Raw genomic sequence first — 26,214 nt, 5'->3', positions numbered from 1 at the left:
AGGAAATACTTAAGGATTCGGAGGAGTCTGAAGGAATGCCTGATACGACGCTTAACGCGTCTTATCAGGCCTGCCGCTCGTACCATTTGTCCAGGGCGGATAAGGCATTTACGCCGCATCCGCCAGTACAAGTTGATTAATGCAGTTTCAAACGCGGACGGATAACGCGGTTGATACTACCTACCAACATCATTAGTCCAGTTTTGAAGTAGCCATGCAGCGCAATCTGATGCATCCGGTACAACGAGATATACACAAAGCGCGCAATACGCCCTTCAATCATCATTGAGCCGCGCGTCAGGTTACCCATCAGGCTACCGACGGTAGAGAAGTTCGACAGCGATACCAGCGAACCGTGATCTTTATACTGATAATTTTTCAGCGGTTTGCCATTCATCTGCGCCAGAATATTGTTCATTGCGCAGGTAGCCATCTGGTGTGCGGCCTGAGCGCGCGGCGGAACAAAACCCCCTTCCGGACGCGGGCATGACGCACAGTCGCCAATAGCATAAATGTCTGGATCGCGCGTGGTTTGCAGCGTCGGTTCCACCACCAGCTGGTTGATACGGTTGGTCTCCAGCCCACCAATATCCTTCAGGAAATCTGGCGCTTTGATCCCGGCAGCCCACACCATCAGATCAGCCTCAATATATTCGCCATCTTTAGTGTGCAGCCCCCCTTCATCGGCGCTGGTGACCATGGTTTGCGTCAGCACGCGAACGCCCAGTTTCGTTAACTCATTGTGGGCGGCAGCAGAGATACGTGGCGGCAGCGCAGGCAAAATACGTTCGCCCGCTTCTACCAGCGTTACGTTCAACGCTTCGTTGGTCAGGCCTTTGTAACCGTAGCTGTGCAGTTGCTTGACGGCGTTGTGCAATTCAGCGGAGAGTTCTACACCCGTCGCGCCGCCGCCAACAATCGCAATATTCACTTTGCCATTCGCGCCCAGGTTGGCGGAGTATTTCAGGAACAGATTCAGCATCTCCTGATGGAAACGACGCGCCTGATGCGGGTTATCGAGGAAAATACAGTTCTCTTTTACACCCGGCGTATTGAAATCGTTAGAGGTGCTGCCCAGCGCCATCACCAGCGTGTCATAGGCGATTTTACGTTCCGGAACCAGCAGTTCACCTTTTTCGTCGCGCAGTTCTGCAATAGTGATTGTTTTCGCTTCACGATCAATATCAATTACGGAACCCAGCTGGAACTGAAAACCATGATTACGCGCATGAGCCAGGTAGCTCAGTGCATCGACGCCTTCATCAAGCGAGCCAGTCGCCACTTCGTGCAGCAGCGGTTTCCACAGGTGGCTGTGGTTACGATCGACCAGCGTAATTTTGGCTTTTTTCTTGCGTCCCAGCTTATGCCCCAGCTGTGTCGCCATTTCCAGCCCACCAGCACCGCCGCCGACAATCACAATTTTTTTCAATGGCGTAGTCAACGTGACCCCCTTAAATTTATTAACCAATTGTTAATTAATAGTTATTAAGATAGCTCTTAATTAACAACAGGTTACAGCAATGAAAATGTTCTTCGCTATTGAGAATAACATGAATGGTGCATTGGTCATACCAAAATTGATGTTAATCAAGTTTTGTTGCTGAAAAGATAGGCGACTTTACCGGGTGAGATCAAAAAACAGAGTTTATTGTTTATTATTTAAGCGAACTCGGGAGAGTGAGGCGTATATAGAGGGCAATTGGTGGGCCTGATAAGATGCGCAGCATCGCATCAGGCATTGGTACACGGCTGTCGGATGTGGCGTGGACGCTTCATCCAACCTACAGAATCCGGGGCGCATCAGATATAGGCAAGGTTACCTGATGCGACCGAGGATAGCTTTAACCGAGGGTTTTGAACGCCTTAATGCGCTGCAAATGCGGAGAGATATTTTTGAATTTGTGCGTCTGATCTTCGTCCCAGACAATCTCGTAATAATGATGCAACTCTTCAGATGTCCGCTGACTATTAAGCGCCTCATCATTACGCGACAATATCACCAGACAACGATCGCGATTCTTCTCGCGGAAGTTAGTCACACATTTAGTCGCGATATCGGTGTACTCTTCCGGGCGATCAATCTTCCCTTCCATGTTCTCGTAAGGGAACAAATTAGGGTTGAAGATCACCTGGCGGATATCGCAGAGAAAACCAATCCGTTCCGCCCAGTAACCACCCAGCCCGACACCGCAAATTAGCGGGCGCTCGTCGACGTTCAGTTGCAGCATTTTGTCTACTTCTTTGAGCAGATGCTGCATATCGTGTTTCGGATGCAGAGTGCTGTAGCTTATCAAGCGCACATCCGGGTCAATAAACTGCAATTGTAAAACTTTCTCGTGGTTACCCGGACTGTTAGAGTCAAAACCGTGTAAATAGATAATCATCGCTTCCTCACATAAGCCAGGGTTAGTGACCTGCTTTCTCTTCCTGCCAGCGTTCATGTAACTGATTCAGACGGGCGCTGATCTCTTTCCAGCGAGCCGAGTCCATCAGCTCCTGTCGCGAAAATGAACCTTTATGATACAAACGTGTAACACGCTCTGCCTTGATCGGTGACAGATTATCTAACACGCTGACGGCCCCTTTACGATTATTGCAGACCAGGATCATATCGCAACCCGCATCCAGTGATGCCTGCCCACGTTCGGCATAACTGCCCATAATCGCGGCACCTTCCATCGATAAATCGTCTGAGAAAATCACGCCGTCAAACCCCAGCTCCTGACGTAAAACAGTTTTCAACCAGTAGGGAGAACCGCTAGCCGGACGTGGATCAACATCGCTGTAGATCACATGCGCAGGCATAATGGCGTCGAGTTTATTTTCGCGAATTAACGTACTGAAGACCGACATATCTTTGGCGCGAATTTCCGCTTGCGGACGTGGGTCGCACGGTGTCTCTTTGTGCGAATCTGCCGTTACTGCACCGTGGCCAGGAAAATGTTTACCGGTGCTTTTCATTCCGGCTTCATGCATACCATCAATAAACTGGCTGGCGATTGCGAGGGCTTTTTCGGGATCGGCATGGTAAGAACGCTCGCCTATCGCCGCGCTAATGTGCCCTACGTCCAGCACGGGTGCAAAGCTGATATCAATATCCATGGCGATCATTTCGCTGGCCATCAACCAGCCTGCCTCTTGCGCCAGTTTGCCGCCTTCTTCCATTCCCAACAGCGCAGCGAATGATTGCGCCGCTGGCAAGTGGGTAAAACCTTCACGAAAACGCTGCACTCGCCCACCTTCCTGATCCACCGCCACCACCAGATGATTGCGCGAAGCTGTGCGGATTTGGCGCACCAGTTCGCGTAATTGCGCAGGATCATGATAGTTACGCGTAAAGAGAATCAGCCCTCCCACCAGCGGGTGCGCCAGTATTTCACGCTCTTCCGCGTCCAGTTCGTAACCTTCAACATCCAACATTACTGGACCCACACTGCTCTCCTTATTGTTTTATTGATAGCTGCCGCCAGGTGTCATCGGCAAGCCTGATAAATTGTTGATCGCCGGTTTGTTGCCAACGGTACTCAAACCACCCTGCTTTGAGCATCAGCAACCAGGGAAACCAGCGCCTGACCTGACGCCATAATTGCGCCGGATTAATCTTCGCCCGCGCGGCATAGTCATTGACCAATTGCCGATGCTGGTGAGTATTTTCCACCCACACCGCCGCCAGTTCCAGTGCGATATCGCCATCACCGGCATACTCCCAGTCAATGAGTTTTAACCCTGACTCACTATGCACTAAGTTTCCGGCATGAACATCCATATGCAATGGGCTTAAGCGTAATGGCTGTGGTTCCCGTATTTTGCGCAGACGTTTTAATAGTCGCAGCCAATCCGCTGTCCGCCGCGCCGGATCGCTTCGCTGCCAGTACCGTTCCAGTAACGGTAGCAGGGTTATTCGCCAGCCAAAACGCGGTTGTTGATGCAGATAATACAGCAAGCCTGCCAGTTCGTCGGTATCCGGCAATTGCGTTTTTACCTCGCCGGGCAAATAGTCGACCACCATCCAGCCACGGAGATAGAGATGTGGCTTCGGTGCAAGGTATGCCGGCAATCGTGATAACGCCCGATACTGGCGCAGAAACACGGACTGCGGTGCATCAGGATCGTGAGTCTGACGCACAACGAAACGCAGATCCTGATGTTCAATGAGAAAACTCCCGCCGCTAAGTCCATGATTAAACGTCGCGACGGGATGATACTGCGGGAAATAGCGCGACAATAATTCGTCGCGCGTGATGGGATTATTGTTGCTGAACGGCACCTTTACCTGACCAGATAATTTCACCCGTCTGCACCAGCATGAGTTGCATTTGCAGGGTCGGTGCGTTGACGTTACCAGAGGCACTGGAGTACAGCACATAATGAGCGCCGACGTTACGGGCAATGCCAATCGCTTTACTGCGAGTGCCTAAACTGTCCTGCGGCGACAAACCTAACTGCTGTTTGGCCATTGAAAGCTGTTGGGCAGAAACGAGTGTAAATTTACCGTTATTGGCCAGCGCATTACGTAGCGTTTCGGTCGCTTCTCCGGCATTCAGCGAACCGTTAGTACGGTTATTAACGCTATCAACCAGCAGAACGCTGCCTGCGGTCACACCATCAGCCCCAAGCATTTTACTGACCATCGGCTGCATTGCGCCGTTCCAGTCATAATGACGAATATGCGGCGCAGGCGGTGCAGTTTGATCTTCGTGCTCAATTGGCCCTGGCTGCTGCGGGATCGTCGGCACCGATGGCACGGTTGGTACTGGCTGTTGCGGCTCGGCTGGTTGCTCCGGCGCAGGTTTCACCTCTTCTACCGGTGCAGGTTCTCGAGGCCCCACACACCCGGCGAGAAACATCGCCAGCGCGGTGATTAAGGCGTAGCGACTCATTTTTGTCATCAAGATTCACCCCTTACAAATATAGATAAAGTCTGACTTTGTGCGCCCCCAGATAATTGGCGCTGCCGTACAGAGTTACCGCCGAACGTGCGGGAATGGTAACGCTGCGGGGCGTTTCCAGAGGATGCATCTCCAGCCCTCTGGCGTCATACCAGTAAAAACGATAATGAACGGTAACGGGTTCTTGCCTTTCGTTATAAAGCGTCGAGGATGCTGAAGGCTGAATATCAGACATTGAAAGAACGGGCTTTTCTGCACTGATGCCCGCAGCCAGAAGAGATGACTCCATCACCAGCGACTGTTCTTCATTCACCGGAATTTCCGGATGTGAACGACACCCCACCAGCAATAACAGCGCCAGAGACACCAGCCCAAAGCATCCTTTTCTCATCGTTACAGACCTTTATGCGCCAGCATTGGGCCAAGAGGACGGCCACCCAGCAAGTGCATATGGATGTGGTACACCTCTTGCCCGCCATGGCGGTTGGTGTTCATGATCAGACGATAGCCATCTTCGGCAATGCCTTCTTGCTCAGCAATTTTTGCCGCTACAGTGATCATGCGTCCCAGCGCCTGCTCATGCTCGGCAGAGACGTCGTTCACGGTAGGAATCAGGATATTAGGAATGATGAGAATATGTGTTGGCGCTTGCGGCGAAATATCGCGAAACGCCGTTACCAGATCATCCTGGTAGACGATATCGGAGGGGATCTCACGACGAATAATTTTGCTGAAAATAGTTTCTTCTGCCACGACATTTTCCTTTTTTAAATAGCCATGCGTTGCGCCATGCTACGCCGCGCCACACTGCGAGTATAGAGTATGGTCGAGTTAAACCCGCTCTTTCAACCTTAACCCACGATTTATTAAGCAAAAAACCGTTTTACTGCCGCATACATCGCCATTATTCCCCTTTATGCCTATGAATGAACCGAAAACACACTTTCTCTTTGGTTTACATGTTGAATATGAATGCGTATATTTCTCATTTGCATTACCATGCAAAATTATTAGCGCGCTAAATATAAACGCTCATCACCTTCCTCTGGAATGAGCCTGACTACAACATAAATCAAGAGATTTCAGATGCTTTCGACACAATTTAACAGGGATAATCAGCATCAAGCCGCAGCCACGCCGTCGCTGCTCGCAGCCTGCATTGCTCTGGCCTTATTTCCTTCCTCCACTCTGGCCGTGCCAACCGCCGAAGAAACGGTGATTGTTGAGGGAGCAACCAATGCTCCAGTTGATGACGAAAATGATTACAGCGTAACGTCTACCTCTGTAGGTACTAAAATGCAGATGACCCAACGTGATATTCCACAGTCGGTCACTATTGTCAGCCAGCAGCGAATGGAGGATCAGCAACTTCAAACGCTGGGCGAAGTGATGGAAAATACCCTCGGGATTAGCAAAAGCCAGGCTGACTCCGACCGTACCCTCTATTATTCGCGTGGATTCCAGATCGATAACTATATGGTCGATGGTATTCCCACCTATTTTGAATCACGCTGGAATCTGGGCGATGCACTCACTGATATGGCGTTGTTCGAGCGTGTAGAAGTGGTGCGTGGCGCGACCGGGCTAATGACGGGTACTGGCAATCCTTCTGCGGCGATTAATATGGTTCGTAAACATGCCACCAGCCGTGAATTTAAAGGCGATGTCTCGGCGGAATACGGAAGCTGGAACAAAGAACGTTATGTGGCGGATTTACAAAGTCCGCTCACGGAAGATGGTAAAGTCCGCGCGCGAATTATCGGCGGCTATCAGAACAACGATTTATGGCTGGATCGCTACAACAGCGAAAAAACTTTCTTCTCCGGCATTGTGGATGCTGATTTGGGCGAGCTGACCACGCTTTCTGCCGGTTATGAATATCAACGTATTGATGTTAATAGCCCAACCTGGGGTGGCCTGCCACGCTGGAATACCGATGGCAGCAGCAACAGTTACGATCGCGCCCGCAGCACCGCGCCTGACTGGGCGTATAACGACAAAGAGATCAACAAAGTCTTTCTGTCACTGAAGCAACGATTTGCCGATACCTGGCAGGCGACGCTGAATGCCACCCATTCCGAAGTCGAATTTGACAGCAAAATGATGTATGTCGACGCCTACGTAAATAAAGCAGATGGAACGCTGGTGGGACCATATGGCAGCTATGGCCCCGGATTTGATTATGTGGGCGGCACTGGCTGGAACAGTGGCAAACGTAAAGTTGACGCGCTGGATCTGTTTGCCGACGGTAGTTATGAAGTGTTTGGTCGCCAGCACAATCTGATGCTCGGCGGTAGCTACAGTAAACAAAACAACCGCTATTTCAGCTCCTGGGCCAACGTTTTCCCCAATGAAATTGGCAGTTTCTACAACTTCAACGGTAACTTCCCGCAGACCAACTGGGCACCGCAAAGCCTGGCACAGGACGATACCACACATATGAAATCGTTGTATGCCGCCACCCGCGTCACCCTCGCCGATCCGCTGCATCTGATCCTCGGCGCACGTTATACCAACTGGCGGGTTGATACACTGACTTACAGCATGGAGAAAAACCACACCACGCCTTATGCTGGTCTGGTGTTTGACATCAATGACAACTGGTCGACCTACGCCAGCTATACCTCTATTTTCCAGCCACAAAATGATCGTGACAGTTCGGGTAAATATCTGGCGCCGATCACCGGTAACAACTACGAACTGGGTCTGAAATCAGACTGGATGAATAGCCGTCTGACCACCACGTTAGCCATCTTCCGTATTGAGCAGGATAATGTCGCCCAGTCCACCGGAATGCCTATCCCCGGCAGTAACGGCGAAACCGCCTATAAAGCGGTGGATGGGACAGTAAGTAAAGGCGTGGAATTTGAACTTAACGGCGCAATTACCGACAACTGGCAACTGACGTTTGGCGCAACGCGCTATCTGGCGGAAGATAACGAAGGGAATGCCGTTAACCCGAATCTGCCGCGTACCACGGTTAAAATGTTTACCAGCTATCGGTTGCCTGTCATGCCAGAGTTGACGGTCGGCGGTGGTGTTAACTGGCAAAATCGCGTGTATACCGACACCGTGACACCGTATGGCACCTTCCGCGTCGAGCAAGGTAGCTACGCGCTGGTGGATCTGTTCACCCGCTACCAGGTGACAAAAAACTTCTCGTTGCAGGGTAACGTCAATAATCTGTTCGATAAAACCTATGACACTAACGTGGAAGGTTCTGTCGTCTACGGCGCACCACGTAATTTTAGTATTACCGGCACGTATCAGTTCTGATTAACACCTGTAAAAAAGGCAGCCATCCGGCTGCCTTAGTCTCCCCAACATTTTACTGATTAGTTGTTGCGGATGTACTCATCCATCTCGGTTTTCAGGTTATCGGATTTAGTACCGAAAATTGCCTGAACACCAGAACCAGCAACCACTACGCCCGCTGCGCCCAGTTTCTTCAGGCCAGCCTGATCCACTTTGGACACATCAGCAACGCTGACGCGCAGACGAGTAATACATGCATCGAGGTTAGTGATGTTTTCTTTACCACCAAATGCGGCAACCAGAGCCGGTGCCATTTCGCTGGTACCGGTAGCTTTCGCATCTTCAGTTGCGTCTTCACGGCCCGGCGTTTTCAGATCCAGAGCTTTAATCAGCACACGGAAGATGGTGTAGTAAACAATCGCATAACCAATACCGACAATCGGGAACAGCCACAGTTTGCTGCTGTTACCAGACAGTACGATGAAGTCGATCAGGCCGTGTGAGAACGACGTACCGTCGCGCATTCCCAGCAAAATACAGATTGGGAATGCCAGACCAGCCAGTATCGCGTGGATGATGTACAGGATCGGCGCAACGAACATGAAGGAGAACTCGATCGGCTCGGTGATACCGGTCAGGAACGAGGTCAACGCAGCGGAGATCATAATACCGCCCACTTTCGCGCGGTTTTCTGGTTTAGCAGAGTGCCAGATAGCAATCGCAGCTGCCGGCAGACCGTACATTTTGAACAGGAAGCCGCCAGACAGTTTACCCGCAGTCGGGTCACCCGCCATATAACGCGGAATATCGCCGTGGAAAACCTGACCTGCTGCGTTGGTGTATTCACCAATCTGCATCTGGAAAGGTACGTTCCAGATATGGTGCAGACCAAACGGCACCAGACAACGTTCGATGAAGCCGTAAATACCAAACGCAACTACCGGGTTCTGGTAAGCAGCCCACTGGGAGAAGGTCTGGATTGCGGAACCAATCGGCGGCCAAATGAAGGACAGCACAACGCCAGTAAAGATGGCAGCCAAACCAGAAATGATCGGTACAAAGCGTTTACCGGCAAAGAAGCCAAGATACTCAGGCAGCTTAATACGGTAGAAACGGTTAAACATGTACGCTGCAATCGCACCGGAGATGATCCCCCCAAGTACGCCAGTATCCGCCAGATGTTTAGCGGCAATTTCTTCAGCAGGTAAATGCAGTACCAGCGGCGCGACCACAGCCATGGTTTTTACCATGATGCCATAGGCAACAACTGCGGCAAGAGCGGATACGCCATCGTTATTGGTAAAGCCAAGGGCGACACCGATCGCAAAAATAAGTGGCATGTTTGCAAAGACGGAACCGCCTGCTTCTGCCATAACATGCGATACAACGGCTGGCAGCCAGCTGAAATTCGCGGAACCGACGCCCAGCAGAATACCTGCGATAGGCAGTACGGATACCGGCAGCATCAGCGATTTACCGACCTTTTGCAGGTTAGCAAATGCATTCTTAAACATAATTGAGAGTGCTCCTGAGTATGGGTGCTTTTTACGTTCTCACGCGTGGCAAGGGGGGAGAACCTTGCCGTGTACAGGGCATCTAAGCGCCCTTTATTTATTACACAGAGTAAAATAATTCAGTGTCGATTTGTTTGACGGCTATCACGTTTCAACTTCAGGTCTTTAGCGAAGTTGCACATTTTGACAAAACATATGTCAAGATATTACAAACATGGTTAGCCACCGCCCAATTTGCGGCGGTGAACTTTACTCGTTTTAACCATTAATTACGAGCTTAAAAAAAATTCATTCAACTGATGGACTGAAGGCGGGAAGCGTCGATGTGAAACAGACGGGCGAAGTTATCGGTGGTTACCTGCGCCAGTTCTTCAACGGCAACACCTTTCAACACAGCCATGTATTCTGCAACGTCACGAACCATTGCAGGTTGATTCTCTTTTCCTCGATGTGGCACTGGCGCCAGGTAAGGCGAATCAGTTTCCACCAGGAGCCGATCCAGCGGGACATAACGCGCGGCATCGCGCAGTTGTTCCGCATTACGGAAGGTCACAATGCCGGAAAAGGAGATATAAAATCCGAGATCCAGTAACTTGCCCGCCGTTTCTTTGTCCTCTGTAAAACAGTGTAGTACGCCACCACAATCCGTCACTTTTTCTTCGCGCAGAATAGCCAGCGTATCGGCGCGGGCGTCACGCGTATGGACGATAACCGGCTTGTTCAGTTCGCGACCAATCTGGATATGGTGAATAAAGGATTCTTGCTGACGGACTTTTGTTTCCGGCGTGTAATAATAATCCAGCCCGGTTTCACCCAGCGCAACAACGCCCTCTTCTGTTGCCAGACGGCGTAAATCTTCCACATCGTAGGGATCATTCTGATTTAGCGGATGCACGCCGCAAGAAAAAACGACGTTGTCACGTTCGCCGACCAGATCCCGCATATGCAGGTAACCGGGCAATGTTGTGGCGACCGCCAGACAAAATTTCACATCGCGCGCAGCGGCTTTCGCCAGAACGTCATCCACGTCCTTGTGCAAAGATTCATAATTCAGACCATCGAGATGGCAGTGTGAGTCGACTAAAAACATAATGTCTCTCTTAAAGATGAGGAACCGGTAACACAACACCCGGTTGCAGGTAATGCTCAATACGTAGTAAAAGATCGGTGATGACAAGCTCGCGGTTTACGCCTGTGACAGAAATTAACTGCTCACGACTTTGGCAAACATCCCCCAGTATAGCCTGCAGGCGAGAGGGAGAAAGCTGGTTTGCCAGTGCGGTGACAACACCAGGAACATCAACATTGGTGACTTGTGAAGCGCCATAATGGCGTTTGAGCGCATCCATCAACAAAGTTGCCAACCAGTGCAGACGCGCCGGAGCTTGTTCGTGGTTCAGTGCCGACAACATCGAATACCAGTCACCCGATTGCACGCTGTGTGCCAATGCCTGACAAAGTATCTCACGTGCCTGCCAGGTATCTCCCTGAAACAGCCCCAACGCCGCGCCAGGCGAACCGGCGCTCAGACGCAATGCGGTTATTATGGCCTCTTGTGACATTGTCACTTCACGCGCAAGCCAGCTCACTGCGTACTGTTCTGGCGGCGGTGCAAGGTAATGTAAGCGACAACGGCTGCGCAGTGTTGCCAGTAAGCGTTCAAGTTCTCGTGTAGCGAGGAAAAACCAGGTTTCCGCTGGCGGCTCTTCCAGCGTTTTCAGCAAGGCATTGGCAGCAGCATCGGTCAGCAAGGCGGCATCGGTGACCCAGACAACTTTCGCACCGCCTAATCGTGCGTGTTCATTCAGCTTTTCGGTGACTTCACGCACGGCATCAATGCCTAGGGCATTCTTCCCTTTTTCGGGAGCAAGAGTGTAATAATCGGGATGCGTCCCCGCCTGCATCAACTGGCATCCGCGACAATGACCACAACTTTTGTGCCCCTGCGGTTGTTGGCAAAGTAAATAACGGCTAAGAGCGTAGATTAAGGCATCATCGCCCATGCCAGGTAATGCCTGAATCAGTAGCGCATGGTGACCCCTTCCGGCCTGATAGCTGGCTACCAGTTTTTCGAAATCAGGTCGTAACCATGGATACCATCTCATTCGCCCTGCTCCTTAACCCAGTGAGTCACGGTGGTGCGAATCGCGTCCATGACGGCTTCCAGCGATTGTGTTGCATCAATAGTGTGAATGCTTTTATCTTGTGCAGCCAGTTCCAGATAGCGGGCGCGGGTGCGATTAAAGAAATCAAAAGACTCTTGCTCAATGCGATCCAGCTCGCCGCGCGCGCGCGCGCGCTTAAGGCCGACTTCTGGGGTAACATCGAGATAGAGCGTTAAATCAGGGCGAAAATCCCCAAGAACGGCATCACGCAACGTTGCCAGCATATGCTGGTCAATACCACGACCACCGCCCTGATACGCCTGAGTGGAGAGATCGTGGCGATCGCCAATCACCCAGGTGCCGTTTGCCAGTGCCGGTTTGATGACGGTTTCTACCAGCTGTACACGCGCGGCATAAAACATCAGCACTTCGGCTTTATCGGTAATGACTTCATCGCCTACCGATTTGATATCCAGCACCAGGCTTCTTAACTTTTCGGCAAGTTGCGTACCGCCAGGTTCCCGAGTGAAAACCATGTCGCGGATACCCAGTTGCTCAAGCGTCTCAACCACCACGTTGCGTGCGGTGGTTTTGCCTGCGCCTTCCAGCCCTTCAATGACGATATACTTACTGCGCATTTTTTTCCTTAAGCACTTTCAGATAATCCTGCACAGACTTGTTATGACTGGCAAGATTGGTATTAAACGTGTGACCACCTTTACCATCGGCCACAAAATAGAGATACGGCGTTTTTGCCGGATGCGCAGCAGCCTTCAGCGAATCAGCCCCCGGCGTAGCAATCGCGCCTGGCGGCAAACCGGTAATGGTGTAGGTGTTATACGCTGTTGGCGTTTCCAGATCTGCACGAGAAAGTTTGCCATTATAACGCTCTCCCATCCCGTAAATCACCGTCGGGTCGGTCTGCAGGCGCATACCAATGCGTAAACGGTTGATAAAGACCGAGGCAACCTGATCTCGCTCACTGGCAACGGCGGTTTCTTTTTCGATAATTGATGCCATCGTCACCAGCTGGTTTTTATCTTTATAAGGTAGACCGTCCGCACGCCCTTCCCAGGCGCTATCAACCGCTTTCACCATTTTCTTGTGTGCTCGCTTGAGTAACGCAACATCGGTGGTATTGGCGGTATACATCCAGGTGTCTGGCCAGAACCAGCCTTCAATCCACTCCGGGTTTTCCAGCTCCAGCGCCTGTGCCACGGTGGTATATTTATCGTCGCTCAGCGTGTGCTTGACATACGGTGCCTCACGCAATTGTTTGAGGTAATCGCTCAGACGCATCCCTTCCACCAGGCGTAGTGGAAACTGTGCTTCTTTACCGCTTTCCAGCAATTTCAGCATCTCACGCACAGTCATCTGCGGTGTAAAGCGGTAAGTTCCGGCTTTGAAGTGAGAAAGATCCGGTTCGATACGCAGCAGCCATTGAAATACCCGTGGGCGATTGATGATCTTATCGGCATAAAGCTGTTCACCGAGCGCCAGACGTCCGGTTCCCGGTTTGAGGGTAAATATCGTCTCTTCTTTAATAAGTAATTTGCTGTCGGCGAGATGGCGAACCTTCCAGACGCCCACACCAGCGGCGATACCCAGTACCACCAGCAATAACAAGACAATCAATAACACTTTTTTCATGACTAATTCGGGTGCTCACAAAGTGGGGCTAAATATTCATATAGCGTTGTTGACGAAAAGGAGGCTTCGCCACAGGCACGCACGGGAATCACTGGCATCAACGCATTACAGACTACCATCTCATCTGCCTGCATCACCTCCTCCAGCGAGGCTTGTACTTCGACAAGCTGATAAGAGGATTGTGCCAGTAAACCGATGCAGAATTGTCGCATAATGCCGTTGACACCAGCCTGATCCAGACGCGGCGTATAAACTACGTTGCCCTTGCGCCAGAACAAATTAGCCGCACAGCATTCCGTAACCCACCCATCGCTGTCAAGAACCAGCGCCTCATCGGCGTTTGTCTGCTCAAGATGAGAGCGGATCAGTACTTGCTCAAGCCGATTAAGATGTTTAATTCCTGCGAGATAAGGATTACGTCCAAGGCGTACTGGACTTAGCGCCAGAGTAATACCTTCCCGCCGCCAGCGGGTGTAATGTTCAGGAAAGGGGGAGACAGATAAAATGCGCCCAGGCGATTCGCAGTGGGCGATGCTATATCCTCGACCACCACTGCCGCGAGTGATAATAACTTTTAAAACGCCACGCTCAGCTTGTCGTGCCAGACTTTGCATCTCATCTTCCAGTATAGACCAGTCGGAATAAGGAATGCTTAAACGGGAGCAGGCTTCACGTAAACGTGTTAAATGCGCGGTCAAGAGTACTACCTGCCCACGGTTTATCACAGCCGTTGTAAAACATCCATCACCGAACTGTATGCTCCTGTCACAAGCCGGTAACTCATTGTTACATTTTCCATTAATTAAAAACATTCACTTCCCCAATAAACAAAGAAATACAATAAATTATTTTAGCTTCTATGTTCAAATTTATCTGTTCACTGGCCTCTTTTTGATTGCCCAAAGATATTTATACGACAGCACACATTTAAATCATCAATATGATTGTACAACTCCCCCAGCAATCCTCACAAACTTCACCACCAATCATACGCAATACGAATCAATTAAGCATGCCTAAAAACATATTTAAGTAAAAATAAGGTGTTTAACGTTTCGTGCTTTAATATTATATTTTTTCCTGAGGAATTTAAAATTCACTGGAGTGATGGCAGTGCCTTAGTACTGTCAAAGTAAGCATATTTGCTGCAATCTCAAGGATAATGTAAATGAAATTCAAACTAGCCGCTCTGGTTTTAGTAACAACCGCTGGTCTTAGCTCTGTCGCCTCTGCAGATGATGGTAAAATAAATTTTATTGGAGATATCATTGAATCAGGCTGTGAAGTTAACAGTACGCTGTCATCTCCAATGACAGTGAAATTAGGCACAATTGCTAAAACAGCTTTTAACGCTACGGCTGGGACTACTGCTGCAAATACCAAATTTACACTGGTATTAAAAAATTGCCCGAATGAGCTCAAAAATGTTGCTGTTAAATACGATGGTACTCCGGATCAGATCAACCAGGATGCTTTACAAGTTACTGATTACGGTACAACCGGTGTAGCAAAAGGTGTTGCAATTCAGCTCATGAATTCTTCCGGTAGCGTGCTGCCTCTCGGTACTGAATCCGATAGCACGGCTCTCAATAGCACTGGCGACACTAACCTGGACTTCTTTGCACGTTATATCGCTACAGAAGATACCATAGCGGTTGGTAGTGCAAATGGTACTGTGAACTTTACGTTAGCGTATAACTAAGATACGCCTGATTTTAATATAATTACGTCAGGTAAAACCGAGTTACTCGGTTTTACCTTTTAAAGGTTTTTGAGATGAAATTATCGACTTATTTTCTTGCTACTGCATTGTTATTATCCAACTCTGTTGCACAGGCGGGTGTCATTGTTGGAGGAACACGAGTTATTTATAACGGCGATAAAAAAGAAACGTCTCTGCACCTGAAAAATCCGGATAAATCCTCCTACCTTATTCAATCATGGGTCGATGGAGATCCGCAAACCAACGCCAAAGCCCCTTTTATTATTACCCCCCCTCTGTTCCGCCTGGGCGCCACTGAAGAAAATGCGTTGCGCATTATTCGCGCTGGCGGCAATCTGCCGACAGATCGCGAAACGATGTACTGGATGAATATTAAAACGATACCTGCAACTGAAAAGCAGGAAAATGTCAACACCTTGCAAATTGCCATTAAAACGCGAATTAAATTGATTTATCGACCACATGAGATTTCGTCCACATTACCAGAACAAGTCGTGAAAAATTTGACCTGGCGACGTAGCGGACAGCAAATCACTGTCACCAACCCAACTGCTTACTATATGAACTTCAGTCAGGTCAAGATTGGCGGAAAAGCATTACCTGATGCCACATATGTTGCTCCTATGAGTAGTGCGACATTTCAAATTCCAGCCAACACAACAGGAAATGTAAGCTGGACAATCATCAGTGATTACGGTGCAGCAGGCGACGTACACAACGCTTCTTTGTAAGACGTCATTTAACTGCATAAGGATGTGTAATGAGTTCAAGAATCAATAAAAAGAAAATGATACGGAACAAAATTGCCTGTTTCGTTGCTCTGCAATGCGCCCTGTCTCTCGCCTCATCGGCATATGCACGCGAATATTTTAACCCCGCATTACTGGGAATCGACGGCCCTGGCTCAGGTATTTCAGATCTTAGCGCTTTTGAAGAGGGTGTCGGTCAGATTCCTGGAACCTATCGTGTTGACGTTTACCTAAACAAAATGTCGCTGGGTACACACGATATTACTTTCAGTATGCAGAAAGACCTTCAGGGTCAGAACATATTGCAACCATGCATATCGGTGGAAAAATTAAAGCAATTTGGTGTTCGTACCGAGTTATTCCCGCAACTGATCAATAATGAAGGCTGCGCCAATCTCGCGGCAATTCCGATGGCCTCGGCAAAACTCATTTTTAACCGTCAGCAGCTAATGGTGGAAATACCTCAAGCGGCAGTCGAAGCGAAACCGCGTGGATACGTGGCGCCTGAAAATCTGGATGAAGGAATAAATGCGTTACTGCTGAACTACAATTTCACCGGTGCTAATACAAAATCGCGTGATAGCAATTCATCTGATTCTGACAGCTATTATCTTAATCTCCTTCCTGGATTAAATATCGGGCCATGGCGCTTACGTAATTACAGTACCTGGAGTCGTAACACTTTTGGTAGTGATACCCAGAACAACTGGGATTCTCTGTATACCTATGCCCAGCGAAATATCATTTCGCTCAAGAGCCAGCTCACGCTTGGAGAAAGCTCTTCTCCGTCAGATATGTTTGATAGCGTTCCGTTTCGCGGTGTGCAGCTAGCTTCTGATGACGATATGTTACCTGACAGTATGCGTGGTTATGCACCTGTTGTACGCGGAATCGCCAGAACCAATGCGCAGGTTATTGTTAAACAAAATGGTTATACCATTTATCAAACTTATGTTTCGCCAGGCGCATTTGAAATCACGGATATGTATCCGACCGGAAGTAGCGGCGATCTGGACGTAACGGTCAAAGAAGCGGATGGCAGTGAACAGCACCAGGTTGTTCCCTTTGCATCGCTCCCCGTGTTGCAACGTGAAGGCCGCCTGAAATATAGCGTGACCAGCGGAAAATACCGCTCTTATGACAGTCGTGTTGATAAAGAGTATTTCACGCAAGCAACTGCCATATATGGCCTGCCCGTTGGATTTACCTTATATGGCGGTGGGCAATTCTCGCAACATTATCAATCATTAATTTTCGGTATGGGTAAAAACTTGGGTGAAATGGGCGCCTTATCTATCGATACCGCCCAGGCCTGGTCCCAACAGCAGGAACAAGAGAAAACCAGCGGTCAGTCAGTACGGGTACGCTATAGTAAAAACATTCTCGCCACCGGGACTAATGTTTCTATCGCGGGCTATCGCTATTCCACATCGGGTTATTATTCACTGCAAGAAACGCTCGACACCTGGCGTGAAAATAATCAAAACATGCCAGAACGGCGGCGTAACCGAGCGGAGTTCCTGCTTAACCAAAATCTTGGACAGAATGCTGGTTCAGTATCGCTTAATGCCATTAGCGAAGATTATTGGAACAGCGATCGACAAATGCGTTCTGTTGGCGTTGGCTACAGTAATAGCTGGAGCGGCATGACTTACAGCCTGAATTACAGTTATAACCGTAATACCAACGACAATAGTAATTACCGCGACAATAATACAACGCGTAATAAGTACTACAATAGCGATCAGATTTTCTCATTTAATATCAATATTCCATTAAATCGCTGGTTGAATAACAGTTGGGCGAGCTACAGTCTGAATACCAGTAAACACGGCGATACCAGTCATTCTGTAGGCCTGAATGGTTCTGCGCTTGACGATCAGAACCTCAACTGGAATATTCAGGAAAGTGAAACGGATCACGGTGTAGGTAATGGCGGTTATGCCAGCCTGGACTATCAGGGAACCTATGGTCGCGTCAATGCTGCGTACAGTTATGACCAGAACCAGCACCGGGTGAACTATGGTATTGATGGGGGTATTGTTGTTCATGCCAATGGCATCACACTAAGCCAGTCCCTGGGAGAAACCACTGCACTGGTTGAAGCGCCAGGTGCCAGCGGTGTAAATATCAGTAACCAGACCGGTGTAAACACCGACTTTCGTGGCTACACGATCGTTCCTTATATCAGCCCCTATCGTGAAAACACTATTTCACTTAACACTGAAGCATTACCTGAAAATGCAGATGTTGAGCTCTCCTCACGTACAGTAACGCCGACACGTGGCGCTATCGCGCGAGCAAACTTTAATATTCGCGTAGGTAATCGTGTATTAATGATGCTGGATAAACCATCGGGAGAAGCAATACCTTTCGGAGCCATTGTCACCCTGCTTAACAGTGAAAATGCAAACAGCTTTATCGTCGGCGATAACGGACAAGTCTATATGACAGGTATGCCAGACAGTGGTGTACTCGCTGTTAAATGGGGAAACGATGCGCACCAAAATTGCCGGGTTGAATTCAACGTCACTCAACAGCAATCGACAAATAGTGTATTAGAGAGCCATGGAAGGTGCGAATAAATTGAGCCAGAAAAGAGGAAACAATGCTATGAATAAACAAAGGGTAATCATCTTTCTTATCTCAGGCATTGCATCACTGCCGTTAACAACAACAGCATCGCAATTTCAGACTGATACTGCACAGGTAGTCACTTACCCTCATGATTTTTCAACGTGGAGCATACCAACGAGTGTAGGTGGAACAACCTGGTTTGATGACTGGAATAAATTTTATTGGATCAATATCGCGTCCGGAGGTTCTGGCAGTGCATATGCCGATCTTACAGTAAATGGGACGGTGGTCGGAACAACGGGCGACGGAGCAACCATATATCAAACTAGCAATCCAGGTATTGGCATTGCATATCAACTCAATTTTTCAACCCCAACAGATACCACACCAAATTTGGCGAAAGCAGCACCTCACACGCTGACTTTCCCGGAAGGTTTAAGCAAGAGTGGTTACATACACATCAAGTATGAATTAGTTCGTCTTACAGAGCAGATACCGCCAGGACCTCTTGTCGCTGTTCCTGACGTCACATTAAATTATCACAACCCGCCGGGAAGCACTTATTCGGATAAATCATTTCTTGCACGCTCGGGAGTTTCTTCGCAGCCTACCATGACGCCATGCACGATAAATGCCCCAAAAGAAGTGAATCTTACAACACTTTATGGCGGTAATGCAGTCAGTGGGGCACAACTGGCTACGCCAATACCTACGATAACATTAACAAATTGTCCGGGCGCAATTACGGGTATCTCTTACAAATTTAGCGCCTTATACGGCACTCACGGCTCGGTGGATGGCGTGATGAACGGTGAGACCGGAACCGGCTATGCGCAAGGCGTATATGTGCAATTTCAAAACCCCGATGGAAGCGGATTCGATCAGTTTAACAATAACTTTGCATTGAATTATATCGGCTCAGGTGATTATACAATACCCGAATATAAAGTAGCTTATTACATTGACGATGTTAATAACATAACCACCGGCCAGGTAAAATCCGCATTGCAATTTACTGTACAATATAATTAAGGAAAAATGATGAATATAATATGGAAGCGTAAGTTTATAATATTTGTTATCGCCAGCAGTCTTCTGGGGGCTTCCTCCGTTAATGCGGTAGATATCAATATTAATGGATTAGTACTGGCATCTCCGTGCGTCGTTAATGGTGGGAATAGTGCCGTGAATGTAAATATTGGCGATAATATTCAGGCGGATTCTCTTTCGGCTGCGGGAAGCGCATCCACCTGGAAAGACTTCTCTTTGCAATTAACCAATTGCCCACTCTCAACCTCCAGCTTTAGCGTCGCTTTCTCTGGTACGCCGGACGGTGATATTGCCACAAACTACGCCAATACTGGTTCAGCAACTAATCTCTCTCTTGAGCTCACTACGCAGGATGGTTCTACAACGTTGGGTAATGGTTCATCAATCAATAATACCCCTATTCCTGGTTCTCACGCCTATGACCTTCAGCTTCGTACGCGGGCTGTATCGAAAGGAAATGTGATGCCTGGTTCAATCACCGGCCTGGTTCAGGCAACATTTACTTATCAGTAACAGGTGCTAGCGCCATGATTACTCAACGAAGTGCCACAATTTTTACCTTACTGGTAACGCTCTGGCCTTTATGTGCATTTCACTCTGCCCAAGCGGCTGATATTAACATTAATGGCACGGTGGTAGCATCAGCATGCGTCATAGATACACAAACGAAGGATCAAACTGTCAGCTTTGAGCAGGCGCGAGCCGTTAATTACGACACGGTCGGCCATACCAGTGAGTGGCAGAACTTTAGTCTGAATTTATCTTCTTGCCCTGCATCAACAAGCAGTGTTACAGCGTTGTTTACCGGGGAAAGCGATCTTGTTGACCAGACGAAGTTCGCGAATACACTTGGGGATGCCACCGGGATGGCGCTGCAGATTATGACGGATGACCACATAACGGAAATAAGCCCGGATGGTAAAATGACGGTAAACGTCGACAAGGCCAGTAGAAAAGCGACCTTCCCACTTGCTGCACGGATGTATACACCTACCGGTACGGTCACGGCAGGTGAATTCCATACTGTTGTGCAGTTTACGTTTACTTATCAATAAGTTGACGTAAAAAAAGCGAAACACATTGTGTTTCGCTTTTTAACTATCTACTTAAGGATTAAACGCGTTTAAAGATCAACGAACCGTTAGTACCTCCAAAGCCGAAGGAGTTACACAGGGTATACTCCATTCCGCTGACCTGACGCGCTTCGTGCGGTACGAAATCCAGATCGCAACCTTCATCCGGGTTATCCAGGTTGATGGTCGGTGGAACAGCCTGATCGCGCAGCGCCAGGATGGAGTAGATAGACTCTACCGCACCCGCCGCACCTAACAGGTGACCGGTCATGGATTTCGTGGAGCTTACCAGCACACGGCTTGCAGCTTCACCGAAGATGGTTTTCACTGCCTGTGCTTCGGCTTTATCGCCAGCAGGCGTTGAAGTACCGTGCGCGTTAACGTAGCCAATCTGGCTCGCTTCAATACCTGCATCACGCAGAGCATTTGCCATTGCCAGAGCTGCGCCTGCGCCATTTTCCGGCGGCGACGTCATATGATAGGCATCGCTGCTCATACCAAAGCCGACGAGTTCAGCGTAAATTTTCGCACCGCGTTTTTTCGCGTGTTCGTACTCTTCGAGCACCAGCATACCGGCACCATCGCCCAGAACGAAACCATCACGCTCTTTATCCCACGGGCGGCTAGCCGCTTGCGGGTTATCATTGCGGGTAGATAATGCACGTGCCGCGCCGAAACCGCCAACGCCCAGCGGCGTACTGGCTTTCTCTGCGCCACCTGCAACCATCACGTCAGCATCGCCATACGCGATAATACGCGCAGCATGACCAATGTTGTGCACGCCGGAAGTACAGGCGGTCGCGATAGAGATGCTTGGGCCACGCAGGCCATACATGATAGTCAGATGACCTGCCACCATGTTCACAATCGTTGACGGAACGAAGAATGGGCTGATCTTACGTGGACCACCGTTCATCAGAGATGTGTGGTTTTCTTCGATCAGTCCGAGGCCGCCAATCCCGGAGCCAATTGCGGCACCAATGCGGGTTGCGTTCTCTTCCGTTATTTCAAGGCCAGAATCCTGCATGGCCTGAACGCCAGCGACAATTCCATATTGAATGAAGGCATCCATCTTGCGCTGTTCTTTGCGCGAGATAATGTCCTCACAGTTAAAATCCTTTACTAAGCCAGCAAATTTCGTTGCATAGGCGCTAGTATCGAAATGGTCGATTAGGCTGATGCCACTCTGACCGGCAAGCAGAGCTTTCCAGGTAGACTCTACGGTATTGCCGACAGGAGACAACATGCCCAGTCCGGTCACAACTACACGACGCTTAGACACGTTTGTCCTCCAGGGAGGGAAAAAAAATGATTCTAGTGGGACAAAAAGATAAAACTCAGGCGGTCGAACGACCGCCTGGAGATGTTCACTTACGCCTGGTGGCCGTTGATGTAATCAATGGCAGCCTGAACGGTGGTGATTTTCTCAGCTTCTTCGTCCGGAATCTCAGTATCAAACTCTTCTTCCAGAGCCATTACCAGCTCAACGGTGTCAAGAGAATCCGCGCCCAGGTCTTCAACGAAAGAAGCATTGTTGGTAACTTCTTCCTGCTTAACGCCCAGCTGTTCGCCGATAATTTTCTTAACGCGTTCTTCGATAGTGCTCATACTCTTAAATTTCCTATCAAAACTCGCTTTCGCGATGGTTTTCGTAGTGTATAAAATGTTGAAAAATTTGCAACTAAATCCCGGCAGGTCTTACCACGATTTTACGTTATTTTGAGGCCATACCCCCCAACAACGCAAATCATTTTGCACTAATTATTACTCATAACCACGCAGACTGCGCGCAACATGAGCATTTTGTGCAAATCGCGGTCAGACCATGTACATCCCGCCGTTCACATGCAAAGTTTCACCCGTGATGTAAGCTGCTTCGTCGGATGCCAGGAATGCAACCGCGTTGGCGATTTCCTGTGCGCCGCCGAGGCGACCCGCAGGAACCTGCGCCAGGATACCCGCACGCTGGTCATCGCTCAGCGCACGTGTCATGTCCGTTTCAATAAAGCCCGGAGCAACAACGTTTACAGTAATACCACGTGACGCAACTTCGCGCGCCAGGGATTTACTGAAGCCGATCAAGCCCGCTTTCGCCGCAGCGTAGTTGGCCTGACCGCCATTTCCCATGGTACCAACCACAGAACCGATAGTGATAATACGACCATGACGCTTTTTCATCATAGCGCGCATTACCGCTTTTGACAGACGGAAAACAGATGAAAGGTTGGTTTCGATAATATCGTTCCACTCATCATCTTTCATTCGCATTAACAGGTTATCACGAGTGATACCGGCATTATTGACCAGGATATCGACTTCACCAAATTCTGCGCGAATTTTTTCCAGAACAGATTCGATAGATGCCGGGTCGGTCACATTCAACATCAGACCTTTACCGTTATCACCTAAATAATCGCTGATCGCCTGAGCGCCGCTTTCACTGGTCGCAGTACCGATAACTTTCGCGCCACGAGCTGCGAGCGTTTCAGCAATTGCGCGGCCAATCCCACGGCTTGCACCGGTTACCAGTGCGATTTTTCCTTCAAAATTCATATTTTTCCTCTTTTAAAGCTCGAGCGCCGCTGCCATCGCTGAAGGTTCGTTCAGCGCCGAGGCGGTCAGGGTGTCGACAATGCGTTTCGTCAGGCCAGTAAGCACTTTGCCCGGGCCGACTTCATAAAGATGTTCAACGCCTTGCGCTGCCATGTATTCAACAGATTTCGTCCACTGAACCGGATTATACAGCTGACGTACCAGCGCATCACGGATAGCATCGCCATTAGTTTCGCATTTCACATCAACGTTATTCACAACCGTAACGGTTGGGGTATTGAAGGTGATTTTCGCCAATTCAACAGCCAATTTATCGGCAGCCGGTTTCATCAGCGCACAGTGTGACGGTACGCTTACAGGCAACGGCAGCGCACGTTTTGCGCCCGCAGCTTTACAGGCAGCGCCTGCACGCTCAACCGCTTCTTTATGACCGGCAATAACGACCTGCCCCGGAGAGTTAAAGTTTACCGGAGAAACGACCTGACCTTCTGCAGCTTCTTCACACGCTTTAGCAATAGACGCATCATCAAGACCGATAATTGCCGCCATTGCACCTGTCCCTTCCGGTACAGCTTCCTGCATGAACTTGCCACGCATCTCAACCAGACGCACCGCATCAGCAAAATCAATCACACCAGCGCAAACCAGCGCGGAGTATTCACCCAGGCTGTGACCGGCCATCATCGCCGGTGCTTTACCGCCCTGCTGCTGCCACACACGGTACAGCGCAACAGATGCCGTCAACAGTGCTGGTTGGGTTTGCCAGGTTTTATTCAATTCTTCGGCAGGTCCCTGCTGGGTCAGTGCCCACAAGTCGTAGCCCAGCGCCGCAGAAGCTTCAGCAAACGTTTCTTCGACAATGGGATAGCTCGCCGCCATATCAGCCAGCATTCCAACGGTTTGAGAGCCCTGTCCAGGGAACACAAATGCAAATTGCGTCATCTTTAAATCCTTATCCTAGAAACGAACCAGCGCGGAGCCCCAGGTGAACCCACCGCCAAAGGCTTCAAGCAGAACCAACTGCCCAGGCTTAATGCGCCCGTCGCGTACAGCTTCATCCAGCGCGCACGGGACAGAAGCGGCAGAAGTATTACCGTGGCGATCCAGCGTCACCACGACATTGTCCATCGACATGCCGAGTTTTTTCGCCGTTGCGCTGATAATACGCAGGTTCGCCTGATGCGGAACCAGCCAGTCCAGTTGGGAACGATCAAGATTATTCGCCGCCAGCGTCTCATCAACGATGTGCGCCAACTCGGTTACTGCAACCTTGAAGACTTCGTTGCCCGCCATGGTCAGATGAATTGAATTTTCTGGATTCACACGGTCGGCATTAGGCAACGTCAGCAATTCACCATAGCTGCCATCAGCATGAAGATGCGTTGAGATAATTCCTGGCTCTTCAGAGGCAGCCAGCACTGCAGCGCCCGCGCCATCGCCAAAAATGATAATGGTCCCGCGATCTGTTGGATCGCAGGTGCGCGCCAGTACATCGGAACCGACAACCAGAGCATACTTCACCGCACCAGATTTCACGTATTGATCGGCTACGCTCAACGCGTAGGTGAAACCTGCACATGCTGCGGCAACGTCAAACGCCGGGCAACCTTTAATGCCCAACATGCTTTGAATCTGACATGCTGCGCTCGGAAAAGCGTGCGTAGCAGAAGTCGTTGCCACAACGATCAGCCCAATCTGGTCTTTATCGATGCCAGCCATCTCAATTGCGCGTGTCGCCGCTTCAAAACCCATGGTTGAAACGGTTTCGTTTGGCGCGGCAATGTGGCGTTCGCGGATGCCTGTACGAGTGACAATCCACTCGTCAGAGGTATCCACCATTTTTTCCAGATCGGCGTTTGTCCGCACTTGTTCGGGCAGATAGCTGCCAGTACCAATAATCTTCGTATACATGTACGCTCAGTCACTTTTCGGTTATATACCGTCACTTGCAAACTGCGAGTTCGCTGGCAGCGTCCTGCTACCGCAGAGATCCGCTTTTGCCACCGTCCAACAGCTCAAAACCAGCTGGGTATACAGATTCCAGGCGAGCGGCAATTCGCTGAGGAACTTGTCGCTGCACCGCCTGCACTGCCTGTTCAATCGCGACCGCAAAAGCTCGCTGATTGGCTGCACCATGACTTTTTATCACCGTGCCGCGCAATCCTAACAGACAGGCGCCGTTATACTGGTCGGGGTTGAGGTGACTGAATCGCCTCGTCAGGCTCTTTTGTAGCCAACGCTTTAATAACAGTAGCCACCACGACCGTTTTTTCCCTTCTCCCTGAGATTTCAGCAGAGAAAGGAACATCCTGACAACACCTTCCATCGTCTTTAATGTGACATTTCCTGTAAAGCCGTCACAGACCAGCACATCTGTCTTGCCAGTTAATAACTCATTGGCTTCAAGATAGCCGATATAGTTGATAGAAGGGATTGTTTTAAGCACCGCTGAGGCATCCCGAATACTGTCGAGACCCTTTACTTCTTCTTCACCAATATTGAGCAACGCCACGCGAGGATTGGGAATTCCCACCACCTCTTCAGCCAAAACTGAGCCCATAATGGCAAATTGCACCAACATTGTGCTGTCACAATCGACGTTGGCTCCTAAATCGAGAACCACCGTTTTGCCCTTTTGTTGATGCGGTAACACCGTCACCAACGCCGGGCGCTCAATCCCCTCCAGGGGCTTGAGTAATAATTTAGCCAGCCCCATCAGCGCCCCGGTATTGCCAGCACTGACACAGGCTTGCGCTCGACCTTCTTTCACCAGTTCCAGCGCCACGCGCATTGAGCTACCGCGACTGGCGCGGATAGCTTGCGAAGGCCGGGCATCACTGGCGATAACTGACTGCGCAGGAATAATCTGCAAACGAGAACGTTGTTCGAAGTCAGCTTTAGCAAGTAATGGCGTGATGGCGTCGGGATTACCGACTAAAAGAAGAGTGAGTTGCGAATTAGAGTTCAGTGCCTGCAAAGCTGCAGGCACTGTCACAGAAGGGCCAAAATCGCCCCCCATGACATCTAACGCCAGGGTTAGACGTGTCAAGGTATCGTCGCCGCCCGGTTTGGTCTT

26 protein-coding genes are annotated in these 26,214 nt (G+C 49.6%); 7 read left to right on the top strand and 19 right to left on the bottom strand.

Annotated features, from left to right (window positions below):
- Positions 1-136 precede the first annotated feature (136 nt).
- From ndh to hinT, 7 genes are all read right to left on the bottom strand, one after another.
- Positions 137-1,441, bottom strand: a complete 1,305-nt coding sequence (gene ndh / locus A7Z29_RS01165; RefSeq protein WP_000211045.1) for an NADH-quinone dehydrogenase — start codon at positions 1,439-1,441, stop codon at positions 137-139.
- 400 nt (positions 1,442-1,841) lie between these two features.
- Complete coding sequence (gene ycfP / locus A7Z29_RS01160; protein WP_105289692.1) at positions 1,842-2,384, bottom strand: alpha/beta hydrolase YcfP; 543 nt, start codon at positions 2,382-2,384, stop codon at positions 1,842-1,844.
- Positions 2,385-2,406: 22 nt separating this feature from the next.
- A complete protein-coding gene (nagZ, locus tag A7Z29_RS01155) occupies positions 2,407-3,432 on the bottom strand; it encodes a beta-N-acetylhexosaminidase (RefSeq protein WP_105281016.1) in 1,026 nt (341 codons plus the stop codon).
- Between the two features lie 10 nt (positions 3,433-3,442).
- Positions 3,443-4,267, bottom strand: coding sequence for a thiamine kinase (thiK, locus tag A7Z29_RS01150; protein WP_001116778.1), 825 nt, complete (start codon positions 4,265-4,267; stop codon positions 3,443-3,445).
- Complete coding sequence (lpoB, locus tag A7Z29_RS01145; RefSeq protein ID WP_000164436.1) at positions 4,248-4,889, bottom strand: penicillin-binding protein activator LpoB; 642 nt, start codon at positions 4,887-4,889, stop codon at positions 4,248-4,250. The genes thiK and lpoB overlap by 20 nt, the downstream gene beginning before the upstream one ends.
- Before the next feature lie 13 nt (positions 4,890-4,902).
- On the bottom strand, positions 4,903-5,280 hold the full coding sequence (locus tag A7Z29_RS01140; RefSeq protein WP_001225287.1) for a YcfL family protein: 378 nt from the start codon (positions 5,278-5,280) through the stop codon (positions 4,903-4,905).
- Positions 5,281-5,282: 2 nt separating this feature from the next.
- Complete coding sequence (gene hinT / locus A7Z29_RS01135; protein ID WP_000807125.1) at positions 5,283-5,642, bottom strand: purine nucleoside phosphoramidase; 360 nt, start codon at positions 5,640-5,642, stop codon at positions 5,283-5,285.
- A gap of 333 nt (positions 5,643-5,975) precedes the next feature.
- Between hinT and fhuE the strand changes: the two genes are divergently transcribed.
- Positions 5,976-8,165, top strand: coding sequence for a ferric-rhodotorulic acid/ferric-coprogen receptor FhuE (gene fhuE, locus A7Z29_RS01130; RefSeq protein ID WP_105289691.1), 2,190 nt, complete (start codon positions 5,976-5,978; stop codon positions 8,163-8,165).
- A 59-nt stretch (positions 8,166-8,224) separates the two neighbouring features.
- On the opposite strand, the gene ptsG is transcribed toward fhuE, so the two are convergent.
- From ptsG to pabC, 6 genes are all read right to left on the bottom strand, one after another.
- Positions 8,225-9,658 (bottom strand): PTS glucose transporter subunit IIBC, encoded by a 1,434-nt coding sequence (ptsG, locus tag A7Z29_RS01125; protein WP_000475698.1) that lies wholly within the window; start codon positions 9,656-9,658, stop codon positions 8,225-8,227.
- Positions 9,659-9,950: 292 nt separating this feature from the next.
- Positions 9,951-10,748 carry a metal-dependent hydrolase gene (locus A7Z29_RS01120; RefSeq protein WP_000480284.1) on the bottom strand — a complete coding sequence of 266 codons (798 nt, stop codon included), beginning with the start codon at positions 10,746-10,748 and terminating at the stop codon, positions 9,951-9,953.
- A gap of 10 nt (positions 10,749-10,758) precedes the next feature.
- Complete coding sequence (holB, locus tag A7Z29_RS01115; protein WP_001267910.1) at positions 10,759-11,763, bottom strand: DNA polymerase III subunit delta'; 1,005 nt, start codon at positions 11,761-11,763, stop codon at positions 10,759-10,761.
- Positions 11,760-12,401 (bottom strand): dTMP kinase, encoded by a 642-nt coding sequence (gene tmk / locus A7Z29_RS01110; RefSeq protein ID WP_001257008.1) that lies wholly within the window; start codon positions 12,399-12,401, stop codon positions 11,760-11,762. The genes holB and tmk overlap by 4 nt, the downstream gene beginning before the upstream one ends.
- Positions 12,391-13,413 (bottom strand): cell division protein YceG, encoded by a 1,023-nt coding sequence (gene yceG / locus A7Z29_RS01105; protein ID WP_000756886.1) that lies wholly within the window; start codon positions 13,411-13,413, stop codon positions 12,391-12,393. The genes tmk and yceG overlap by 11 nt, the downstream gene beginning before the upstream one ends.
- A gap of 2 nt (positions 13,414-13,415) precedes the next feature.
- Positions 13,416-14,225: an aminodeoxychorismate lyase gene (gene pabC, locus A7Z29_RS01100; RefSeq protein ID WP_000478694.1), complete on the bottom strand. Its 810-nt coding sequence runs from the start codon at positions 14,223-14,225 to the stop codon at positions 13,416-13,418.
- Positions 14,226-14,581: 356 nt separating this feature from the next.
- Between pabC and A7Z29_RS01095 the strand changes: the two genes are divergently transcribed.
- From A7Z29_RS01095 to A7Z29_RS01070, 6 genes are all read left to right on the top strand, one after another.
- On the top strand, positions 14,582-15,115 hold the full coding sequence (locus A7Z29_RS01095) for a fimbrial protein (RefSeq protein WP_000669543.1): 534 nt from the start codon (positions 14,582-14,584) through the stop codon (positions 15,113-15,115).
- A gap of 74 nt (positions 15,116-15,189) precedes the next feature.
- Complete coding sequence (locus A7Z29_RS01090) at positions 15,190-15,867, top strand: fimbria/pilus periplasmic chaperone (protein ID WP_000778187.1); 678 nt, start codon at positions 15,190-15,192, stop codon at positions 15,865-15,867.
- A 29-nt stretch (positions 15,868-15,896) separates the two neighbouring features.
- The gene (locus tag A7Z29_RS01085) at positions 15,897-18,470 is read left to right on the top strand and encodes a fimbria/pilus outer membrane usher protein (RefSeq protein ID WP_105289690.1); all 2,574 of its coding nucleotides are present in this window, start codon (positions 15,897-15,899) and stop codon (positions 18,468-18,470) included.
- A gap of 28 nt (positions 18,471-18,498) precedes the next feature.
- On the top strand, positions 18,499-19,494 hold the full coding sequence (locus A7Z29_RS01080) for a fimbrial protein (protein WP_001041735.1): 996 nt from the start codon (positions 18,499-18,501) through the stop codon (positions 19,492-19,494).
- Between the two features lie 9 nt (positions 19,495-19,503).
- Positions 19,504-20,025 carry a fimbrial protein gene (locus tag A7Z29_RS01075; RefSeq protein ID WP_001021712.1) on the top strand — a complete coding sequence of 174 codons (522 nt, stop codon included), beginning with the start codon at positions 19,504-19,506 and terminating at the stop codon, positions 20,023-20,025.
- Positions 20,026-20,039: 14 nt separating this feature from the next.
- A complete protein-coding gene (locus A7Z29_RS01070; RefSeq protein ID WP_000632672.1) occupies positions 20,040-20,567 on the top strand; it encodes a fimbrial protein in 528 nt (175 codons plus the stop codon).
- A gap of 58 nt (positions 20,568-20,625) precedes the next feature.
- On the opposite strand, the gene fabF is transcribed toward A7Z29_RS01070, so the two are convergent.
- The 6 genes from fabF to plsX form a co-directional block, all read right to left on the bottom strand.
- The gene (gene fabF / locus A7Z29_RS01065) at positions 20,626-21,867 is read right to left on the bottom strand and encodes a beta-ketoacyl-ACP synthase II (RefSeq protein WP_000044680.1); all 1,242 of its coding nucleotides are present in this window, start codon (positions 21,865-21,867) and stop codon (positions 20,626-20,628) included.
- 89 nt (positions 21,868-21,956) lie between these two features.
- On the bottom strand, positions 21,957-22,193 hold the full coding sequence (acpP, locus tag A7Z29_RS01060; protein WP_000103754.1) for an acyl carrier protein: 237 nt from the start codon (positions 22,191-22,193) through the stop codon (positions 21,957-21,959).
- A gap of 210 nt (positions 22,194-22,403) precedes the next feature.
- Positions 22,404-23,138 carry a 3-oxoacyl-ACP reductase FabG gene (gene fabG, locus A7Z29_RS01055; protein ID WP_001008544.1) on the bottom strand — a complete coding sequence of 245 codons (735 nt, stop codon included), beginning with the start codon at positions 23,136-23,138 and terminating at the stop codon, positions 22,404-22,406.
- A gap of 12 nt (positions 23,139-23,150) precedes the next feature.
- Entirely contained in the window at positions 23,151-24,080 is a 930-nt protein-coding gene (fabD, locus tag A7Z29_RS01050) for an ACP S-malonyltransferase (protein WP_105289689.1), read from the bottom strand.
- Between the two features lie 15 nt (positions 24,081-24,095).
- Positions 24,096-25,049 (bottom strand): beta-ketoacyl-ACP synthase III, encoded by a 954-nt coding sequence (gene fabH, locus A7Z29_RS01045; protein WP_000288127.1) that lies wholly within the window; start codon positions 25,047-25,049, stop codon positions 24,096-24,098.
- Between the two features lie 67 nt (positions 25,050-25,116).
- Entirely contained in the window at positions 25,117-26,187 is a 1,071-nt protein-coding gene (plsX, locus tag A7Z29_RS01040) for a phosphate acyltransferase PlsX (protein ID WP_085460621.1), read from the bottom strand.
- Positions 26,188-26,214 lie beyond the last annotated feature (27 nt).

Origin of the sequence: Escherichia sp. MOD1-EC6842, assembly GCF_002965705.1 — a bacterium.
GTDB lineage: Bacteria > Pseudomonadota > Gammaproteobacteria > Enterobacterales > Enterobacteriaceae > Escherichia > Escherichia ruysiae.
Note: the sequence above shows the minus strand (reverse complement) of the source record. Positions and strands in the feature narration are given on the sequence as shown.

Bases quoted from the DNA above. Each gene is read 5' to 3' on its own strand.
- ycfP (WP_105289692.1), bottom strand. From the start codon at position 2,384: ATGATTATCTATTTACACGGTTTTGACTCTAACAGTCCGGGTAACCAC.
- lpoB (WP_000164436.1), bottom strand. From the start codon at position 4,889: ATGACAAAAATGAGTCGCTACGCCTTAATCACCGCGCTGGCGATGTTT.
- A7Z29_RS01140 (WP_001225287.1), bottom strand. From the start codon at position 5,280: ATGAGAAAAGGATGCTTTGGGCTGGTGTCTCTGGCGCTGTTATTGCTG.
- fhuE (WP_105289691.1), top strand. From the start codon at position 5,976: ATGCTTTCGACACAATTTAACAGGGATAATCAGCATCAAGCCGCAGCC.
- ptsG (WP_000475698.1), bottom strand. From the start codon at position 9,658: ATGTTTAAGAATGCATTTGCTAACCTGCAAAAGGTCGGTAAATCGCTG.
- A7Z29_RS01120 (WP_000480284.1), bottom strand. From the start codon at position 10,748: ATGTTTTTAGTCGACTCACACTGCCATCTCGATGGTCTGAATTATGAA.
- holB (WP_001267910.1), bottom strand. From the start codon at position 11,763: ATGAGATGGTATCCATGGTTACGACCTGATTTCGAAAAACTGGTAGCC.
- tmk (WP_001257008.1), bottom strand. From the start codon at position 12,401: ATGCGCAGTAAGTATATCGTCATTGAAGGGCTGGAAGGCGCAGGCAAA.
- yceG (WP_000756886.1), bottom strand. From the start codon at position 13,413: ATGAAAAAAGTGTTATTGATTGTCTTGTTATTGCTGGTGGTACTGGGT.
- pabC (WP_000478694.1), bottom strand. From the start codon at position 14,225: ATGTTTTTAATTAATGGAAAATGTAACAATGAGTTACCGGCTTGTGAC.
- A7Z29_RS01095 (WP_000669543.1), top strand. From the start codon at position 14,582: ATGAAATTCAAACTAGCCGCTCTGGTTTTAGTAACAACCGCTGGTCTT.
- A7Z29_RS01090 (WP_000778187.1), top strand. From the start codon at position 15,190: ATGAAATTATCGACTTATTTTCTTGCTACTGCATTGTTATTATCCAAC.
- A7Z29_RS01085 (WP_105289690.1), top strand. From the start codon at position 15,897: ATGAGTTCAAGAATCAATAAAAAGAAAATGATACGGAACAAAATTGCC.
- A7Z29_RS01080 (WP_001041735.1), top strand. From the start codon at position 18,499: ATGAATAAACAAAGGGTAATCATCTTTCTTATCTCAGGCATTGCATCA.
- A7Z29_RS01075 (WP_001021712.1), top strand. From the start codon at position 19,504: ATGAATATAATATGGAAGCGTAAGTTTATAATATTTGTTATCGCCAGC.
- A7Z29_RS01070 (WP_000632672.1), top strand. From the start codon at position 20,040: ATGATTACTCAACGAAGTGCCACAATTTTTACCTTACTGGTAACGCTC.
- acpP (WP_000103754.1), bottom strand. From the start codon at position 22,193: ATGAGCACTATCGAAGAACGCGTTAAGAAAATTATCGGCGAACAGCTG.
- fabG (WP_001008544.1), bottom strand. From the start codon at position 23,138: ATGAATTTTGAAGGAAAAATCGCACTGGTAACCGGTGCAAGCCGTGGG.
- fabD (WP_105289689.1), bottom strand. From the start codon at position 24,080: ATGACGCAATTTGCATTTGTGTTCCCTGGACAGGGCTCTCAAACCGTT.
- fabH (WP_000288127.1), bottom strand. From the start codon at position 25,049: ATGTATACGAAGATTATTGGTACTGGCAGCTATCTGCCCGAACAAGTG.